The sequence below is a fragment of the Dyadobacter psychrophilus genome (assembly GCF_900167945.1).
GTDB classification, from domain to species: Bacteria; Bacteroidota; Bacteroidia; order Cytophagales; family Spirosomataceae; genus Dyadobacter; species Dyadobacter psychrophilus.
Genome location: NZ_FUZA01000008.1, coordinates 108,279 through 127,780, shown reverse-complemented (window position 1 = coordinate 127,780; position 19,502 = coordinate 108,279). Strand labels below are relative to the sequence as shown.

Annotated in this window: 17 protein-coding genes; 9 read left to right on the top strand and 8 right to left on the bottom strand. The window is 44.8% G+C overall.

All coding sequences use genetic code 11. The features are described from left to right. Nucleotides 1-26: 26 nt before the first annotated feature. Nucleotides 27-383: a DNA gyrase inhibitor YacG gene (locus B5X68_RS23945; protein ID WP_082217420.1), complete on the bottom strand. Its 357-nt coding sequence runs from the start codon at nt 381-383 to the stop codon at nt 27-29. 258 nt (nt 384-641) lie between these two features. Between B5X68_RS23945 and B5X68_RS23940 the strand changes: the two genes are divergently transcribed. Next, on the top strand, nt 642-977 hold the full coding sequence (locus B5X68_RS23940; protein WP_082217299.1) for a single-stranded DNA-binding protein: 336 nt from the start codon (nt 642-644) through the stop codon (nt 975-977). 82 nt (nt 978-1,059) lie between these two features. Here the strand turns inward: B5X68_RS23940 and B5X68_RS23935 are convergent, their stop codons facing one another. Further along, a complete protein-coding gene (locus tag B5X68_RS23935; RefSeq protein ID WP_082217298.1) occupies nt 1,060-2,544 on the bottom strand; it encodes a xylulokinase in 1,485 nt (494 codons plus the stop codon). A gap of 319 nt (nt 2,545-2,863) precedes the next feature. On the opposite strand from B5X68_RS23935, the gene B5X68_RS23930 reads away from it, so the two are divergent. From B5X68_RS23930 to B5X68_RS23920, 3 genes are all read left to right on the top strand, one after another. After that, nucleotides 2,864-4,327 carry a M28 family peptidase gene (locus B5X68_RS23930; protein WP_082217419.1) on the top strand — a complete coding sequence of 488 codons (1,464 nt, stop codon included), beginning with the start codon at nt 2,864-2,866 and terminating at the stop codon, nt 4,325-4,327. A gap of 9 nt (nt 4,328-4,336) precedes the next feature. Then, the gene (gene ispE, locus B5X68_RS23925) at nt 4,337-5,146 is read left to right on the top strand and encodes a 4-(cytidine 5'-diphospho)-2-C-methyl-D-erythritol kinase (RefSeq protein ID WP_082217297.1); all 810 of its coding nucleotides are present in this window, start codon (nt 4,337-4,339) and stop codon (nt 5,144-5,146) included. Nucleotides 5,147-5,230: 84 nt separating this feature from the next. Next, nucleotides 5,231-5,842 carry a cytochrome c oxidase subunit 3 gene (locus B5X68_RS23920; protein ID WP_082217296.1) on the top strand — a complete coding sequence of 204 codons (612 nt, stop codon included), beginning with the start codon at nt 5,231-5,233 and terminating at the stop codon, nt 5,840-5,842. Between the two features lie 14 nt (nt 5,843-5,856). Here B5X68_RS23920 and B5X68_RS23915 read toward each other — a convergent pair whose 3' ends face one another. Continuing rightward, complete coding sequence (locus tag B5X68_RS23915) at nt 5,857-7,068, bottom strand: TCR/Tet family MFS transporter (RefSeq protein ID WP_082217295.1); 1,212 nt, start codon at nt 7,066-7,068, stop codon at nt 5,857-5,859. A 104-nt stretch (nt 7,069-7,172) separates the two neighbouring features. Between B5X68_RS23915 and B5X68_RS23910 the strand changes: the two genes are divergently transcribed. After that, on the top strand, nt 7,173-8,339 hold the full coding sequence (locus B5X68_RS23910) for a helix-turn-helix domain-containing protein (protein ID WP_229208543.1): 1,167 nt from the start codon (nt 7,173-7,175) through the stop codon (nt 8,337-8,339). Between the two features lie 107 nt (nt 8,340-8,446). Further along, nucleotides 8,447-9,643 (top strand): acyltransferase family protein, encoded by a 1,197-nt coding sequence (locus B5X68_RS23905; RefSeq protein WP_082217294.1) that lies wholly within the window; start codon nt 8,447-8,449, stop codon nt 9,641-9,643. Here B5X68_RS23905 and B5X68_RS23900 read toward each other — a convergent pair. Genes B5X68_RS23900 through ettA form a run of 4 tightly spaced genes read right to left on the bottom strand, consistent with a single transcriptional unit; the run spans nt 9,624 to nt 14,925 of the window. After that, complete coding sequence (locus tag B5X68_RS23900) at nt 9,624-11,195, bottom strand: OmpA family protein (RefSeq protein ID WP_082217293.1); 1,572 nt, start codon at nt 11,193-11,195, stop codon at nt 9,624-9,626. The two genes, B5X68_RS23905 and B5X68_RS23900, sit on opposite strands and share 20 nt — an antisense overlap. A gap of 18 nt (nt 11,196-11,213) precedes the next feature. After that, nucleotides 11,214-11,810: an LOG family protein gene (locus tag B5X68_RS23895; RefSeq protein ID WP_082217292.1), complete on the bottom strand. Its 597-nt coding sequence runs from the start codon at nt 11,808-11,810 to the stop codon at nt 11,214-11,216. A gap of 42 nt (nt 11,811-11,852) precedes the next feature. Further along, nucleotides 11,853-13,235 (bottom strand): UDP-N-acetylmuramate--L-alanine ligase, encoded by a 1,383-nt coding sequence (locus tag B5X68_RS23890; protein ID WP_082217291.1) that lies wholly within the window; start codon nt 13,233-13,235, stop codon nt 11,853-11,855. Between the two features lie 22 nt (nt 13,236-13,257). After that, nucleotides 13,258-14,925, bottom strand: coding sequence for an energy-dependent translational throttle protein EttA (gene ettA, locus B5X68_RS23885; protein WP_082217290.1), 1,668 nt, complete (start codon nt 14,923-14,925; stop codon nt 13,258-13,260). 70 nt (nt 14,926-14,995) lie between these two features. On the opposite strand from ettA, the gene B5X68_RS23880 reads away from it, so the two are divergent. Beyond that, on the top strand, nt 14,996-16,276 hold the full coding sequence (locus tag B5X68_RS23880) for a DUF349 domain-containing protein (protein WP_082217289.1): 1,281 nt from the start codon (nt 14,996-14,998) through the stop codon (nt 16,274-16,276). A gap of 17 nt (nt 16,277-16,293) precedes the next feature. Here B5X68_RS23880 and B5X68_RS23875 read toward each other — a convergent pair whose 3' ends face one another. Further along, entirely contained in the window at nt 16,294-17,322 is a 1,029-nt protein-coding gene (locus B5X68_RS23875) for a LacI family DNA-binding transcriptional regulator (RefSeq protein ID WP_082217288.1), read from the bottom strand. A gap of 277 nt (nt 17,323-17,599) precedes the next feature. On the opposite strand from B5X68_RS23875, the gene B5X68_RS23870 reads away from it, so the two are divergent. Next, nucleotides 17,600-18,211: an RNA polymerase sigma-70 factor gene (locus B5X68_RS23870; protein WP_082217287.1), complete on the top strand. Its 612-nt coding sequence runs from the start codon at nt 17,600-17,602 to the stop codon at nt 18,209-18,211. Nucleotides 18,212-18,219: 8 nt separating this feature from the next. After that, nucleotides 18,220-19,410 carry a mannonate dehydratase gene (gene uxuA / locus B5X68_RS23865; RefSeq protein ID WP_082217286.1) on the top strand — a complete coding sequence of 397 codons (1,191 nt, stop codon included), beginning with the start codon at nt 18,220-18,222 and terminating at the stop codon, nt 19,408-19,410. The last annotated feature ends 92 nt before the right edge of the window (nt 19,411-19,502 follow it).

Below are 19,502 nucleotides of genomic sequence, written 5' to 3'. Positions count from 1 at the left end.
TTATTTGAATGCTCGTGCAAAAATATCTATTTATCCAAACGTTTATCCTTTACGATCAGATAAATATCATTTTCCAATTCCAGATAGCCATAATCATACACGAAGTGGTAAATATTGCCTTTCAACGTCGGTCGGACGCTTGTGATGAGATTAAAGTCAAATCCTTTCCCGATAAGCTGGCTTTTTGTGGTCTTGGATTTGTCGTCCGGGCACAATTCTTCCAGGATCCGGCGATTTTTCCGAAGCTGGTTGTTCATGTTCCTGACTATATTATAAGAATCTGAATTTAACCGGTTATTGTAGCTGTTCCGGCACATATCCGAGCAGAATTTCTTGTCTACTCTTCCCATCAGTGGTTTCCCGCATTCCAGGCAATTCTTCATTTTTTCAATGTTTAATCGAATCCGGTTTACGGGATTCGTAAGTGTGCATATATAATCTCGCTTCGCAATATAGTAAAATAACTTTTGCAGCGCCCAAGAAACAGGTTTTTCCGTTTGCAAACGGCTGCAAATGCTTGTATCTGACTGTAAGTAGTTAATAACCGAATCGCATCCGATCGATGCTGCACATTTGTAAAGTCGATTTGGGAGAGTCGTCTCAACAAATTGAACATTCATTATTAAACCAAGTCAGAAAACATGAATTCAGTAAAACTTATCGGAAATGTAGGCCGTGAAATCAATGTAAAGGAATTTGATGGCGGCAGGGCAGTAACGTTTTCACTAGCCACAGATGAAAACTATATTAACAAAAGCAAAGAGGAAGTCAAGTCAACATCGTGGCACTCGATCATCGCCTGGGGACCGCTGGCGCAACGTTGCGAAACAATGCTTGAAAAGGGAAAGATGGTTTCCGTTGAAGGCAAGCTAAGCTATCGTCAGTATTTGAATAAGGAGAACCAGACTGTCCGAACGGTGGAAATTGTGGCTTTCAAGATCGAGGAGATCACCAGGACGCAGGAAGCTAATGCATAACGTTTGGCAAAATGCCTGGTCTTAGTAACATTGTGATGCGTTATTAAGACCAGGATTTTGTCAGAATTATTAAAGCAGATTGTTAAAGACTGCTTTCCAAAGCTGCTTTCCAGTTGCCGTAGGCTTCCCTGGTGGCTTCTGTTAATGCATTATCAGGTTCGATTGTGCTTAATGCAGAAAGGCCCACAAAAGCCTCAGAGCGGTTTTTGTAGTAACCGAGGCCAAACCCTGCGGCACGCGCAGCGCCTTGTGCGCCGTCTGTATTGTAAAGTTCGACTGTTGCACCGGATACGTTTGCAAATGTTTCCCGGAACACCGGGCTCAGGAACATATTTGCCTCACCTGCACGGATATTTTTCAGGGAAACGCCAACGGTTTCCATGATTTCCATGCCGTAGTATAAAGCGAAAACGATGCCTTCCTGCGCAGCGCGTGTGTAATGGTTAAGCCCGTGACGGCTGAATTGTAAACCTTTGAATGTGCTGCCCGGATCCTGGTTTTCAAGCATCCGTTCTGCACCGTTACCGAAAGGAAGACAAAATAATCCGTCGGCACCGACAGGAGCTTGCGAAGCCAATGCATTCATTTCGGGATACGAAACATTGCCCTGGAATAAGGAATTGCGCAGCCAGCCGTTCAGGCTGCCTGTTCCATTTACGCAAAGCAAAACGCCGTAACGGGACGCTTTCGATATTGGGTTTACATGAAGGAAAGTGTTTACACGCGATTTAGGGTCAAATTTCACCTGATCGCTTACGCCATAAACAACGCCAGACGTGCCAGCTGTTGCTGCCACTTCACCCGGTTCAAGGACATTCAACGAGAATGCATTGTTGGGCTGGTCTCCCGCACGGTAAGTGACAGGAATGCCAGCTCGTAATCCCAATGCTTCGGCGGCGGATGCTGTTACTTTTCCTTGCTCTGAGAATGTGGGCAGCACCTCAGGCATGATCTCCTGGTTGAAACCAAAATAATCGAAAAGGAAATCAGCTGGACGGTCGTTGACAAAGTCCCAAAAAATGCCTTCGGACAAGCCCGATGGTGTGGTAACAATGTCGCCGGTCATCCGTGCAGCCAGGTAATCACCTGGAAGCATGAATTTATAAACCTTTGCATAAACATCAGGCTCGTTTTCTTTAACCCAACCTAATTTGGACGCAGTGAAATTACCAGGAGAATTGAGCAGGTGGGGCAGCACATATTCCTCCCCCAATGCTTCCATCGCTTTGTTTCCAACCTCCACGGCGCGGCTGTCGCACCAGATAATGGACGGGCGAAGCACATTCATATCTTTATCAACAACCACTAACCCATGCATTTGATATGATATTCCAATCGCACCCACTTCCTCAGGCGAAATGCCAGCCTTTTGGATTACTGCTTTTGAAGCGAGGCAAGCATTTTGCCACCACATTTCAGGTTGCTGTTCCGCGAAGCCAGGCTTGGGGGCGGCGATCGTCATTTCCCGTTCAGGATAAAACGCAGCGGCGGCAACGGCACCCGAATCTGCGTGGATCAAACATGCTTTTACAGACGAACTGCCTAAATCGAATCCCAGGAAATACATTGTTTCTGTTTTGATTAAAAATTGCTGTAATATTTAAATATAAGCCGAACAAAATACAAAAATGTTCCCTCGGTTTGGGAAAAACAAGATATTAAGTGTAAATATTACACTTATATGATTTCTTACCGCCAAACCTCTTTTACCACGAAAATTGAAAAAGATATCCAGTCCGGGAAAAATTCACTATTTTAATGAAGATATTGAAACAATTTGAATCTATTTGTAGTCTTATTTGTGTTAACGATGCGGAACACCAAATAGCTGATTATTAATTTCAAGGTGTAATTTTAAGAAAACGGACCATCCTTCAATGGGTATTATGAAAAAAATTGTACAAGTGGTTTTGATTGGTGGCTTAATTGTATTGTTCGCCGGATTTAGTCCTGTTGAAAAAAAATGGGAAAAACCCTTCTCCCGGCTTGATAATGAGGTAAGAAAAAACAGCAAAGCGTATCAGACGCTTGGTGAGGCAACAAAGACGATCGGACACAGGTTAACCGGTAGCGTCAATGGTGAAAAAGCCGAAGAATATGCATTTCAGCTCCTGAAAAGTTACGGATTTGCAGATGTTTCATTCCAGCCTTTCGAAGTTGAAGCCTGGATGCGGGACACGGTCACATTGTCCATTGCGCCGAGCAGCAGTGATAATTTCAGAGAAGTTCCGGTTGTTTCACTGGCACATTCCCCGGTTGAGTCGAACCTTCAAGGTGAAATTGTGGATGTAGGCAATGGTTTGGAAGAAGATTTTGAGGCCATTAAGGAACGGGTTAAGGGAAAAGTTGCACTGGCAAATATTAATCTGGTAGGAGCTCAGGGCAAGAAAAACCTGCACCGTTCTGAAAAAACGGCGCTGGCAATTAAATATGGTGCGCGTGGTGTGATTATGGTAAATGGCGCTCCTGGCAAGATATTGCTTACGGGAACGGCTTCTGTCACAGGTGCAATAATATCTATTCCGGCTGTTTGTATTTCAAATGACAGTGGGGGAGAGCTTCGTAAATGGTTAAAAGAAGAGGGGCCCTTGGAAGCGCACATTGATATGCACAACATTTCCAAGCCCATTAAAGCAAGGAATGTAATTGCAACGCTCAAAGGTAAGTCAGACGAAAAAGTGATCATTGGCGGCCACCTGGATTCCTGGGATCTGGCAACCGGGGCGATTGACAATGGCATTGGTTCTTTTGCAGTGATGGACATTGCAAGAACATTCAAAGCATTGAAGGTGAAACCTGAGCGCACGATCCAATTTGTTTTATTTATGGGTGAGGAACAAGGTTTATTGGGCTCTAAGCATTTTGTGAGCGAATTGAAGAAATCAGGTGAAATCAACAAGGTAAGTTATATGATGAACCTGGATATGACGAACGATCCGAGAGGCGTTAATGCTTTTGGGAGGGATGAAATGAATGAATTCTTTGCCGGGGTGGGCAGCGCCATTCAGCGTGTAGACCAATCCTTCAAAAATGAATCGTCAAACCGGGCCGGATTACATAGCGATCACCAGCCGTTTATGCTCGAAGGAGTCCCCATTGCCGGCTTGTCGGGTCACCTGGATCCCAATGTTTTGCAATGTTATCATGCTGATTGTGATGATTTTAGTCTGGTGAATAAAGGTCAATTTGAGAATACCGTGCGCATTGCATCCATGTATTTATATGCGCTGGCAAACGCCGAAACCATTGCTGTTTCCAAGCTTTCTGATACCAAAACCCGCGATTATCTGATTTCGCAGGGTTTAAAGGAAGAATTGGTGATCGGGCAGGAATGGCGATGGGAACAATAACATGAAGTAATGCTTGTATTTCCAAACGCAAAAATCAATATCGGCCTTAATATCGTTGAGAAACGGGCTGACGGATATCATAACATAGAGTCCTGTTTTTATCCCGTGGGCTGGTCCGACGCACTCGAAATCACCTTGGATGAGAAGTTTTCTTTCCAATCGGACGGCATAGCAATTCCCGGGAACGCTTCTGATAACCTTTGCACAAAAGCATACCAAATGATTGCGGCGGACTATCCATTGCCGCCGGTAAAGATCCATCTGCTGAAAAGCATACCCATAGGCGCCGGGCTGGGAGGAGGGTCTGCGGACGCTGCATTTGCCATTAAGGCTTTGAACCAGCACTTTAATCTTGAAATATCTTTTAAAAAACAGCTCGATTACGCACGTAGATTAGGCAGTGACTGCGCTTTTTTTATTCCGAACAAGCCAGCCTATTGTTTTCAAAAAGGGGATGTCTTTGAAGATATTGATCTGAATTTGAAGGGGAAGTGGATCGTTTTGATTAATCCGGGATTGCACATTTCAACCGTAGAAGCTTATTCGGGCATTGTACCGAAACGTAGTGTGGATGATTTGCGTACTGTGTTAAAAGAGCCGATTGAGAATTGGAAATATAAAGTTAAAAATGACTTTGAAGCAACGCTTTTCCCAAAATATCCTCTTTTGGAAGAGATCAAGAAGGCGTTATATAATCAGGGGGCACTTTATGCTGCAATGAGCGGTTCAGGCTCGACCTTGTTTGGAATATTTGATGTGGAAAAGGATTTAACGAAGCATTTTGCCGATTTTACTGTTTGGCAAGGATTACTGGATTAAAAATTATTATCAGGTTACAAAACGAGGGAAATAGTAACTATATTCACCTCCCCGCTTTATAAAGCATTAGAGAAAAGAGGTTTAATGAGCTCCAAACCAACCACCAAATTAAAGGAAAACCCTTTTACCAAGCGGCGAGAACCCCTGGGTTTTATGCTTTGGCTTGGTGTAATCGGAAGCTCGTTGCTATTTACTTCTATTTTCGTCATTTTTTTGGTTCAAATGCATAAGGAGACTGGGCATATGATTGTCCTTCCCGATATGTTCTGGCTGAGTACACTGGTAATTTTGTTTAGCAGCATCACGCTGCATGAGGCAAACCTGGCTTTTGCCAGTGAGCGTTTTTTGCATTATCGCGTATTTTTGGGTACTACACTTTTATTAGGAATTGCTTTTGTCTTGTTACAAGCAGGTGGCTGGGCCGAAATGCTCAATGCCGGCATATTTAACGGCATCACTACTTCCAGCGGGTTGGTCTATCTTCTAACCGGACTGCATTTGGTGCATATTATTGCCGGAGTTATTTATCTGAGCATGCTTTTCCAAAAAGCTGTCAAGAACAGGACTTACATAGACTCTTTTGTTTACAGCGTAAATCCTCCCAACCGGTTGCGGATTAAGTTATTAACCCGATACTGGCATTTTACCGGCGCGCTCTGGCTGGTTGTGTTTCTTTTCCTGATCGTACTTTACTAGTAACTAATTTCCGTCTAAAAATTACGTTTGAGGCTTCTCCTGGCCAGAAAAGTGCTAAGTAATGTAAGCACAGCAGCCATGATCATGGGCGCTCCCGGCAAATAGATAGGTGCAGAAGGTTGCGTGAAAAAGGAAAACAAATTGGTCATTAATGGCGGGCCAATGATGGAAGTCAGACTTTGCAAGCTTGTTAAAGCGCCCTGAATTTCGCCTTGCTCATTCGGTTGAACTTGAGTGGAAATAATCCCTTGTAAGGCGGGTCCCGCAATGCTTCCCATGATGTAAGGAATCATAAATGCGTACATCATCCAACCCTGGGTAGCAAACGCATACAACATAAATCCGACTGCATAGAGTAGCAGGCCGGTGTAAACACCTCGTTTCTGACCCAGTTTTGGTAAAATAAGCCTGATCAGATAACCCTGGACAAATGCACTCAAAACGCCTACTGCACCCAGGGAATAACCGATATGAGCTTCGTCCCAGTTGAATTTTTCGATCACATAAAATGACCAGTTGCTCTGCACGGCATGTAACGCCACATATAACAGTCCTAAGGAGAAAATCAAACCATAAATGACCGGGTAGCGTTTCAGGTTTTGCAGTGATCCGATTGGGTTTGCACGCGACCATTCAAATTTTCTCCGATGCTCCTGAGAGAGGGACTCGGGTAAGATGAAATAGCCGTATAAGCAATTAAGCAAAGAGAATGCTGCGGCAGCGAGGAAAGGGACGCGCGTTCCATATTGGCCCAGTAAGCCGCCAACGACTGGGCCAATGATAAATCCTAGCCCAAAAGCAGCTCCAAGTAGTCCGAAGTTCTGCGCCCGTTTCTCGGGCGTGCTGATGTCGGCAATGTAGGCAGCACCTGTTGTGAAGCTTGCACCCAAAATCCCTGCAATGATCCGCCCTACGTAAAGCCAGGCAAGCGTAGGCGCAAATGCGAGGAAAATGTAATCAACACCAAAGCCAAATAATGAAGCCAGCAGCACAGGTCGACGGCCAAACCGGTCACTGATCCCGCCAATGATGGGTGCACAAAGAAACTGCATCGACGCATAGGCAAACAAAAGCCAGCCGCCGTCGCGCGATGCGTCGCTGATGCTGTCGCCGGTGAGTTCGCTGATCAGTTTGGGCATCACAGGAATGATAATGCCGAGCCCGATTACATCAATAAGTAAAGTGACAAAAATAAAACCAAGTGCAGGAGAACGTTTGGCATTCATGAGAAAGTGGCGATGAAATTCAAAAGTACGCTTTAAATTTTGGTGCCGGGATAAGCACAAACATACATTTTTGATTTTGTATATTTGAATACAGATATATTTTTATGACTCCCGCAACGCTGCCCATCCGGACCGACCTGTTTTCTATTTTCATTCTGCTGGGGTTTGTTCAGGGGCTTATACTCGCCTATTTTTTTCTTTCACACGCCAAAGGCGATAAGCAGCCCAACTTATTTTTGGGAGGGCTCATTCTGGGAATGGCCATTCTACTGGGGGATGTTTGGCTGGGTTACACAAATTATATGTTCCAGGTCCTGTGGCTTGTAGATTTTTCAGAACCGATCAATCTCGTTTTAGCGCCCTTGGCCTATTTATATATTAAAACAGGCATCAGCCAAAGATCTGAAAGGGGTTACTGGGTTCATTTACTGCCTGCGATAATCTATTTTTTATACATGTGTGTCCTCATTTATCCACAGGGCAACGCCTATAAATACAATTGCAACATTTCGGCCTTTCATCCTGAAATGGAAATGATAGTTTCCAGCCGTTATGGCAGCGACTGGATGTTTTTTCCCAAAAACCACATTACCGATTTCACTGCTTTTAGCATGGTGATATACAATCTGGCGGGGCTGTATTTCCTGAGTAATGCGTTCAAAAAAGAAAACCTCTCCATTTTTACCAGAGACAAGAGTCCATTATCCTGGTACCGGAACATTTATCTCCAATTGACGGTGCTGGTAGTCATTTTTCTGGCCGTTCGGCTTTCGTTCCCGCATGATCTCGGCGATCACATTATCGCTGCGTTTATCGCCTTCATTATTTATGCAACCAGTTTTACGGTGCTGCGCAGATCACTTTTCTTCCAGGATAACAATGTGCGCGCTGCCAAAAAATATGAAAAATCTTCCTTAACGCAGGAAATTCAGTCCACGACTTTGAAAAAATTGGAGGAAGTGATGGCCGGTGAAAAGGCTTTTCTAGATCCTGGGTTTTCAATGCCTATTCTGGCAAAGCGGATAGGCATTTCGCCGCATCATTTATCCCAAATATTGAATGAAGAATTGGGTCAGAGCTTTTTTGATTTTGTTGCCAATTACAGGATTAATGAGGCTCAAAAACTGCTCCGGGATGAAGGGAGTAATTTTATAAAAATTGAGGAAATCGCGCAAATGGTGGGTTACAATTCCAAATCTGCGTTCAATACATCATTTCGGAAAATCACGGGTTATACACCTTCCGAGTTCAAAAAGAATGCTGTAAAATAGCTTTTTGCATGTTCTGGTTTATCGGGAAGAACTTCTAACTGATAATCACGGTCGTTTTTTGCCTACCGGTCCGGATACTTTTGTCCAGGTAACAAAACAATCCGACCATGAAAAATCAAGACAACTTACATTCAGCTTCATTAACAGCCCGCCGCTACGATCTGGACTGGCTTCGGGTCATCGCATTCGCGATCCTGATCTTCTTCCACGTAGGCATGTTCTTCAATTTTTGGGAGTGGCACATTAAGAATGATGTCATTACGCATGCCATTGAACTGCCGATGCGGTTTACCAGCCAGTGGCGGATGTCGCTGTTATTTATGATCTCGGGCGCTGGAATGTACTTTGCGTTGGGTAACCGGGGACCGAAAGCATTTTTGGGCGAAAGGTTTGTCCGGATATTTATTCCGCTGGTTTTCGGCATGTTTGTGATCGTTCCGCCGCAGATCTTTTTCGAGCGCCTCACTCAGGGAGAAACCTATTCCTACGCCGAGTTTTACAAAACCGTTTTTGAATTCACGCCTTATCCCGAGGGAAGTTTCAGCTGGCACCACCTTTGGTATCTTGTTTACATCTTTTTTTATTCGCTCATTGGTCTCCCACTGTTACTATTCATCCGCCGCAATAGTGGGTTGACGGCAAGCTGGGCACGTTTTTTCAGTAATCCGTTCACATTGATACTTATTCCTGTGATCTGGCACGTGGTGGGAACAGCATTACTGGGGCAATATCCAACGACACATAACCTCCTCAGGGATTGGAATGAGCATTTTCACGATTTTACACTTTTTGTAACGGGTTTTGTCTTGTGTACACAAACCGGATTTTGGGAGACGCTTAAAAAGTACAGGAAGGTTAATCTGGTAATCTGGCTGGTGTTGACCACCGCGCTCTATGCATTTTACTGGATTCCCAGAGCGGAGATTGAAGGCGGCGAAATCATGTTTTATAATACATTAAAAACATTCAATGCATGGTGCATCCTGCTTTCTATTTTTGGCTATGGATACGTCTATCTGCAATTCTCAAACCGTTTTTTGAAATATGCCAATGAAGCAGTATATCCATTTTATATTTTACACCAAACGGTCATCATTTGTCTGGCTTATCCGTTGATAAACAACACATTACCCTGGATTGTAAAGTTTGTTTATATCTCGGTTGCCACGTTCCTGATATGCCTGGTATTGTATCATTTCTTGATCAAGCAATTCAATGTGCTCCGCATTGTTTTTGGACTGAAAAGCAAGAGAAAGAAGCTCGTTGACAGGCCGGAAGAAGCTGTTATTTCTTTAAGATCTTGAATTCGACACGACGGTTTTGTTGCTGGCCGTCGGGCGTGTCATTTTTAGCGACCGGAACAGTTTCGCCATAACCTTTGCTGCCCACGCGATCCGGCTCGATTCCCTTTCCGATCAGATATTCCCGGACGGAATCGGCCCGGTCCTGTGACAGCTTAATGTTGAATTCGGCGCTACCGGTGTTGTCTGTATGCCCACCTAGTTCAATGGTCAGCGTCTTGTTTTCAGTCATGGAAATCGCGATCCTGTTCAGTTCCGGAAATGATTCCGGGCTTAATGTTGATTTTCCTGTCGCAAAGAAAATGTTATTAAGCCTTACGATCTGCCCTTCTTCTATTGGGATCAGCTTTAAAGATTTGTTGGTAATTTCTTTGAAACCTTTGGTTGCAGTCGAATCACTCAGGTCAATGTTCTCGCCTTCGGCTATAAAATCAGGTGCAACGGCCCGCATGCTGTATTTTTGTCCGTAAGGAAGGATGATCTTGTATTCTCCCGTAGTTGGATTTGTTGTGGCTGTTCCTACCTCTTCTCCGTCCGCCAGGTTTTCATAAATGATCGTAGCTTCAACAGGTTTGCCGGTTTTTGAATCAATAACCTTGCCGCTAATCATCACCACGGGATCAGAAACGGGCACATTGGCGATCGGTGCTTCGGTTGTATCGCCCGGAACTTCCTTCGGTTTCAGGTTATAACGCACCACGTCGCCCTTGCCTTCCGTGCCTTTGAACGAAACCATATAGGAATAATCGCCCAATGCTGAAATGGTGTAATAGGCGTCATAACCATCCGTATTGATGGCCGGACCAAGATTCACAGGGCGGCTCCACCGTTTCCAGCTTTTGTCAATGCGCTTGCTGTAATAAATATCATTGCTGCCCTGTCCGCCTTTTCGGTCGCTGGAAAAATACAATGTCACCCCGTCAGGAGCCAGGAATGGTGTTGTTTCGGTAAATTCTTCTGAATTGATCTCGTTTCCGAGGTTCAAAGGTTTGGACCAGGAGCCGTCTTTCGCTTTGAAACTCACATAAATATCGTCAACCTTACTATTCTTTTTCTCACTGAATGACATGACCAATGTCTTGCCGTCCGTGGAAAGATAACCGCAGTCGAATTGCCCTTTGCTTATTTTAGAATAGCCGGGAATGTCGATCTTGTTGGGTGCAGCCCAACCGCGCGCTGTTTTTTTGCTTGTAGAAAATCCCCGCGTTTCGTATACACCGTTTTTGTAGGATCCCTTGATCAGCAATGTGTTACCATCGGGCGTGATGCTGTAAAGGCTGTTATAATCTTCTTTATTCAATGGTGCGGGAAGCCGCCGCGCCTGCGACCACTTCTCGTTTTTCAATTCCGAAAACCAGATATCCTGACTGCCTTTGGTCCCGTGCGTATTCTGCGGATGGCTAACCCGAGAGAAGTAAATGGTTTTGCCGTCGGGCGCGATAATCGGGTTAATTTCATTGTATTCAGTGTTTACTGTTTTTCCAAGATTTTCCAGCTGCGCATTGGCGCAGAAGGAAATGGAACAAAACAGCATGGCCAGTAATGAAATGCGCATCTTTTTTTGGAAGGGTAATTAGTTATTGTCTACATATAACGACTTATCCAATGGCTTATTTTCTATGTTTTCGACACGAAATGCTTCCATTTTTTCCAAAAGGCCTACTACATTGTCAGCCACCACCAAAAGTTTTTGATTATCAGGATGTAAAAATCCCTCCTCCACCATTTTATCAAGTTGCAAAAGGAGCAGATCGTAAAATCCGTTGACATTCAGCAAGCCAACCGGTCCTCTAAAAATTTTCAGCTGCGACCAGGTTAGTATTTCAAATAACTCATCGAAAGTGCCGTAGCCACCCGGAAGCGCAATAACGCCATCGGTAAGGGAAACCATTTTGGCCTTGCGCTCGTGCATGGTTTCCGTGAAATGAATCTCAGTCAACGTCTTATGCGCAACTTCCAGCTTGGCGAGAAAATTGGGGATGATCCCTGTCACTGATCCGTTATTTTCCATGGCCCCATCCGCAACCCGGCCCATTAAGCCCATGTTCCCGCCGCCATAAATAAGCCTGATGTTTCTTTTCGCCAATTCCGACCCCAATGCGTAGGCCGTTTCAGCATAAATTGTTTTTTTGCCGGGGTTAGAACCGCAGTATACGACAATCGATTGCATAAAATTCAACTGAAAAGTATAGTGTTAATGTATTTTGTTCTATTAATCAAGCAATTCTGTTGCCAAAGTTTTCAAGTCAAGATCGCCAAAAGTGCCTGAGCTCATAAGAAGCAAATTGGCGTTTTCCCAAGGTAAAGATTTCAAAAAGGCAACCATTTCGGAGGAATCGGTGAAAACTTTAAGATCGTCGCGCTTGAAAGCGGTGCGGATGTCTTCTTCCGAAATCGGTTCGAGACGCTTGTGTTCAACCGTTTGCGGATTATAATAAACCACCGCAATGTCCGCGGCCTTCAATTTTCTCCGATATTGGCTTAAAAACGACTTGTTAAGGCTGCTGAATGTATGAAGCTCGGCACACGCAACCAATGTACGGTCGGGATATTGTTCCTTTAATGCAGCAGTTGTGGCTTCCACTTTTGAAGGAGCGTGTGCGAAATCACGATAAATGTTTACCGTTTCATTTTTGCCCAACAATTCCAAACGCTTGGATGCGCCTTTAAAGCTTTGGATGGCTTCATAAAACTGATCATCCGTAATACCCAGGCGCTCACAAACGGCATAAGCACCGCTGATATTTTTCATGTTATGGTTACCAAAAACCAACACGGGAACTTCTTTGTTATCGGGCGTGATCAGGATCGTTTTGCCATCTTCAATTTTGTAAGGATGTGCGTGGTAAGGCTTGCTCACAACGTCCGGGCGTTCTTTTTGACCAATCACATCCAGCATATCATCGGTTTCGTCGAAGATAATCCCGCCCGCTTTTGGTAAAGAATCAGCCAGTAATTCAAATTGCTTTACATACGATTCCCAGGTTGGGAACACATTGAAATGATCCCATGCAATGCCACTGATTAGTGCAATGTGCGGCTGGTAATGCATGAATTTCGGTGTCGGGTCCAAGGGTGAAGTGAAATATTCGTCTCCTTCGATCACAATAAGGGGCGCTTCCTCGGAAAGCTTCACCATGTTATCAAAACCCTCGATCTGCGCACCGACCAGATAATTGAAAACACGCTTGTTATAATTCAAAACGTGCAAAATCATGGAAGTAATGGTCGTTTTTCCATGACTTCCTGCAATGACAACGCGTTGTTTATTCTGGCTTTGTTCAAAAATATATTCAGGATAAGAATACACTTTAATCCCCAGTTCCTTTGCTTTGGCCAGCTCAGGATTGTCCTGCCGCGCATGCATGCCCAAAATCACAGCTGAAAGGTCAGCTGTGATTTTTTCGGGAAACCAGCCCGTTACTGACGGAAGCAAATCGTATTTTTCGAGACGGCTTGCCGATGGCTCATAAATTTCGTCATCCGAACCCGTTACGAGAAATCCTTTTAAATGAAGCGCAATGGCAAGATTGTGCATGACGCTTCCACCAATTGATATGAAATGTATTTTATCCAAAGATGAAATCTGACTCATTGATAATGATTAACTGTTTTTACTAAGCTAATTTCTTGTACTTGATCCGCTTTGGCGTCAGATCGGAACCCAGGCGTTTCTTGCGGTTTTCTTCATATTCTGAGAAATTTCCTTCAAACCAGTAAACCTGAGAATCGCCTTCAAAAGCCAGGATATGCGTCGCAACGCGGTCAAGGAACCACCGGTCATGGGAAATGATCACTGCGCAACCTGCAAAGTTTTCCAAACCTTCTTCTAGTGCTCTTAATGTATTGATATCTAAATCATTTGTAGGCTCATCAAGCAAAAGCAAATTGCCGCCTTCTTTCAATGTCATCGCCAAATGTACCCGGTTTCTCTCTCCACCGGACAGGTTTCCGACCTTCTTTTCCTGGTCGCCGCCGCCGAAGTTGAAACGGCTCACATATGCGCGGGCGTTCGATTGCTTGCCTGCGATCATGATCCAGTCATTTCCGTCTGCAATGCTCTGGTAAACGGTTTTCGCAGGATCCAGATTGTCGTGTTCCTGATCCACATAAGCCAGTTCCACCGTGTCGCCTACATCAAAATGTCCTTCGAGCGGTTTCAATTGGCCGGTAATCAGTTTGAAAAGCGTCGTTTTACCAGCGCCGTTAGGACCAATAATGCCGACGATTCCGTTAGGTGGCAATGCAAAGTTCAGATTTTCGTATAAAAGCCTGTCGCCGAAGCCCATTGAAACATTATGTGCTTCAATCACCTTGTTCCCAAGACGGGGTCCTGCCGGGATGAAGATTTCCAATTTTTCCTCTTTCTCTCGACCTTCCTCACCCAATAAGCGCTCGTAAGCGCCCAAACGCGCTTTGGATTTTGCCTGGCGTCCTTTTGCACCCATACGCACCCATTCGAGCTCGCGCTGCAATGTTTTCTGGCGTTTTGATTCTGTTTTTTCTTCTTTTTTCAAACGTTCCTGCTTTTGTTCAAGCCAGGAAGTATAATTTCCTTTCCAGGGAATGCCTTCGCCGCGATCCAGTTCCAGGATCCAGCCAGCCACATTATCCAGGAAGTAACGATCGTGGGTTACGGCGATAACCGTTCCTTTATATTGTCTCAAATGCTCTTCAAGCCAAAGCACGGATTCCGCATCCAAGTGGTTGGTAGGCTCATCCAGCAGCAAAACGTCAGGCTGGCGAAGCAACAGACGGCACAACGCAACCCGGCGTTTTTCACCACCCGAAAGCGTAGAAACCAAGGCGTCCGAGGGCGGGCAACGCAGCGCATCCATCGCAATTTCCAGTCTGTTGTCCAGGTTCCAGGCGTCTGTCGAATCCAGTTTTTCCTGCACTTCTCCCTGACGTTCAAGGAGTTTGTCAAAGTCGGCATCTTCTTCACCAAAAGCCTCATTGATCTTGTCATATTCCTTTAAAAGGTCAACAATTTCCTGAACGCCTTCTTCTACAACTTCTCTTACAGTCTTATTTGGGTCTAGTTTTGGCTCTTGTTCAAGCATTCCAACAGAATAGCCGGGAGAGAAAACCACGTCTCCCTGAATATCCTTATCAATTCCTGCTATTACGCGTAAAAGCGTCGATTTACCTGATCCGTTTAAACCTAAAACCCCGATTTTTGCACCATAAAAAAAGGATAAATAGATGTTTTTAATGATATGCCGGTTTGGAGGAATGATTTTGTTAACCCCCGACATTGAGAAAATAATGGTTTCGTTACTCATTTTTTGTTTAATTTGTGCGTAACAAATATCGTTATTATCCCTACACTTAGCAGATAAAAAAATTGAAAGAATGGAAAATGCCACATTGAATGATGAATACGGCTATGTTAAAGACAGCAAAGTATTTTTAAAGGGGTATTTGGAATTCCCCGACCGGCAAATTGGAGAAGTAAAGAGAACAGAGCAGGAAGCGATTGATTACTTTAAAAATCGTTTTAACATCGTTCTGAACAAAGTGGAGCAGTTGGAACAAGAAATAGACGAGGCACTTAATAAGGGTTCTTATCTGACCAAGCTGATCCAGCTTCAACGTAAGCTTAAAGGTTTTGATGCACTTGGGGACTTTGTTCCGTTGTTGCAGCGACTGGAAGAAAAAGAGGAGTATCTGAAAGGTTTGATTGAGGTTAACCAGCTTAAAAACCTGGAAATCAAACGCGCATTGATCGAGGATGTGAAAGTGGCGGCGGCTATTGAAGATTACACCGCGGCAACGGACCAGATTCAGGAAATCAAAGCCAAATGGATCCGCACCGGGCCTGTGGAGAAGGAATATCAGGAAGAAGTGGAAACTACATTTCAACAAATCCTGGATGATTTCTTCCAACGACGCAGGGATTATTTCGATGAGCAGAATAAAATTAACCAGTTCCGTATAGAAGAATACGAAAAGCTGATCAAGATCACCAAAACGCTGAGCTATTCACGTGATCTTGACGATGCTTATCAGAAAGCAAGGGAAGTGCGCAATGCCTGGAACAACATTGGAGAAGTGCCGCCAAAGCGTTTTTTCAAGGTTAATAAGGCTTACAGGCACTTTCTGAAATTGTTTTATGACAAATACAACCTTGCCAAAGGCATTGAGCCAAAAGTACGCGTTGATCCAAGGATTGTAGAGCAGCAGAAATTATTGCAACAAGCTGAAACATTGCTTCGCGCACCGGACATCATTGAGGCGTCGCAGGAAGCAAAAGTGCTTTTGAGCAAATGGAAGGAAATCAAGATTCCTTTCAAAATGGCAGATAAAGAACTCGCGGAGCGTTTCAGAATGGTCTGTGACAAGATATTTGAACTTAGCTATCTCGCCCGTGTAATCAGCCGGAAATATCCTGCATTTGAATTAAAAAGCCCGGAAGAGCAGCTTAGAACGAAGTATCGTGAGCTGGAATGGCTGGCAAAACGCGAAAAAAGCGACCTGGAATTTGCTATACTTGAATTTGACCGGACTGCAACGGGCGATCCTGAGCAGGACAAGCAGGCAGCAGGACGTATCAACATTCAGAAACGGAAGGTACAGATGAAAGAAAAGATCCTTTCAGAGTTTGAAAGAAAGCTGAAAACGATTACCGGTTGACGCTCACGGGATAAGACTCATCGCGTTATCCGCATTGAAGATTTATTAATCACAAGATTCGAAGGCAATACCCTGGTCTCATATTCGGCCGGGGTATTTTTGCTTTCTATCAGATCCAAAAGCAGAGACGTTGCTTGCTGCCCCATTTCAAAAGAAGGCTGCGTAACCGAACTTACCGGCGGATCGAGTAAGGAAGACATAGCCAAATCACAAAACCCTACCACCGCAACATCGTCCGGCATGCGGTAACCGAGCTGCCGCAGCGCCCAGTGGATCCCCATGGTAATCCGGTCACTTGCCCCAAAAATTGCATCTGGGCGCTCGCGCAAGGCCATAAGCTGGTAAGTGCGTTCTGTCCCTCCCGCTTGCGTGATTTCGCTATGCAGGACCCATTCCTCTTTAAAATCAATGTCGTATTTCCTCAAAGCATCTTTGTAACCTTCCAGGCGAAATCGGGTAATGGAAACGGGCTTGGGGCCTGCAATGTGCGCAATGCGTTTGCAACCTCTCTTGATAAGGTGTTCTGTTGCTTCAAATGCACCCTTGTAATCATCCACTCGCACTTTATGCGTTTGCATGGCATCACTTACCCGGTCAAAAAACACAACGGGAATGCCCTGTTCCTGCAAAGACACAAAATGATCAATGTTTTCCGATTGGCTGGAAATGGCCACGATAAGGCCATCGACGCGCCGTGATGCAATGTGCCGTGAAGCGGACCGCTCCCTTTCGAGCAATTCATGACTCTGGTAGATCATTGTATGATAACCCCGGCTATACGCAATGTCTTCCACGCCTCCAATCGCGGACGAATAAAAACGGTTGGCAATGTCGGGTACAATCACGCCAATTGTTTGCGTGCGGTTTTTAAGCAAACTAATGGCAATCGGGTTGGGGTAATAGTTGAGTTTTTCCGCCAGCTCGATGACCTTATTTTTTGTCTCTTCACTGATTTCGCTGCTGTCGCGCAGTGCCCGTGACACCGTGGATTTTGAAATGTTGAGCTGTCTGGCAATTTCCTTAATGGTGATAGAGACTTTTTTCATGAATTAGTATGGGAATAATACAATTGCAACAATTTGTATAAAGAATGCACTAATCGCAGTTTGTTGCACAAATTACAAAGTGTGCACCAAGTTCCGGGAAAAATTACGGAAACGGGAACGGTTCCGGGAACGGTTGCGTAAATTTATTGATTTTTTTCAAGATTATATTTTGTGTATCAACGAACCAATGGTTAAACTAGGTTCACTGTTGACGAGGGCACTGCACCTCACACCACTACTAATCATGGAAATTTTCTATAATTAACCTAGCTCATTAATGGAAGCAAAATCATTTACCAACACCCTACCATCTGCCCATTCCCAGAAAAGTGCTTTGGAAAATTTATTTGGCAAAGTAGTGGCAACCGGAGATTACCATGCTTTTCGGGAATTGTTTACACATCATTACAGATCTCTTTGTAATTATGCAATGCGTGTGGTCATTACCAGGGAGATTGCGGAGGAAGTTGTCTCTGATGTGTTTGTAAAACTTTGGAAAAATCGGGAGCAGATTGAAGTGCATACTTCGTTTCAGGCTTACATTTACAGAGCAGTGAGAAATCAGGCACTGGATTATCTGAAACTCAGGATCCATCGGCAGAATGAGCGCGAATCCCTCGATTCAGTGCAGTGGAATATGTCGCATGCAGACCATTTTTCGCCCGTTGAGGAACTGACTTTCAATGAGTTTTTCGATCACGTGGAAGGATGCATTCAGGCTTTGCCAAGGCAATGCCAGATTATTTTCCGGCTCAGCCGTGAAGAGGGCCTGCGCTACCGCGACATTGCGGAAAAGCTTGAAATTTCAGTCAAAACAGTGGAAACACAAATGAGCCGGGCTTTGAAAGTCTTGCGCGAACGCGTTCCGGAACATAGGTTAGTAGCATAATTATAACAATGGCATTAGAACAAACATGGCGTTGGTTTGGCCCCAATGACCCTGTAACATTACAGGACGTCCGCCAGGCCGGAGCAACGGGAATTGTAACAGCATTGCACCATATCCGTAATGGGGAAGTGTGGGAAATCGCTGAAATAAAGGCGCGTAAGGAAATGATCGAGCAAGCCGGACTGACGTGGTCGGTGGTGGAAAGCGTCCCCGTGCACGAAGCGATCAAAACCAGGACCGGAGATTTTGAACGATATATTAAAAATTACCAGCAAACCTTAGCGAATTTGGGCGCATGCGGCATAGACACCGTTTGCTACAACTTCATGCCCATCCTGGACTGGACCAGGACCGATCTGGATGCCCCGATGAAGGATGGCTCAACAGGTTTGCGATTTGATGCAACACATTTCGCGGCTTTTGATCTTTATCTTTTAAAGAGACCGGAAGCAGAGGAAATATACAGTGATGAGCAAAAGAAAAGAGCTAAAAACTGGCTGGATAATGCAGAAGAGGCTGAGGTAACAAAGTTGGTAAGGAACATTATTGCAGGTTTACCAGGGTCGGAAGAAAGCTTCACCATTGAAGAATTCAGGACTGCATTGAGTGCATATGCGCATGTAGGTGATCTGGAATTGAGAACTCATTTGTATCAGTTCATCCAGGCCATTGCGCCCGTGGCCGCGGAGGCTGGCGTGAGGCTTGCTATTCATCCGGATGATCCTCCTTATCCTATTTTGGGTCTTCCAAGGGTAGTAAGCACAGAGAATGATGCGCTGTTGTTATTGGAAGCATATGATAATGAGGCCAATGGCATTTGCTTTTGCACAGGTTCCTATGGCGTAAGGCCTGATAATGATCTCAGCGGCATGGTGGACAGACTGGGCAACCGCATTCATTTCATCCATTTGCGGGCAACAAAAAGAGAGCACGATGGCAGTTTTTACGAAGCCGATCATTTGGACGGTGACGTGGACATGTATAATGTCATGAAAGCATTGCTTACCGAGCAAAAAAGACGCATGGAAATCGGCAGGACAGATTTAAGAATGCCGTTCCGTCCGGACCACGGTCACAGAATGCTCGACGATCTGTCAGGGTCTAAAAGAACAAATCCCGGATACACCGCTATCGGCCGCCTGCGCGGACTGGCTGAGTTAAGGGGGTTGGAATATGCTATTGAGCGGTTTGGCCCCTAAATCCCCTAAAGGGGACTTGGCGCTTCCGCTAGTAGGTTAGCTTTGGGGTTTGGCCCCTAAATCCCTAATGGGAACTTTGCATTGATCTTAAC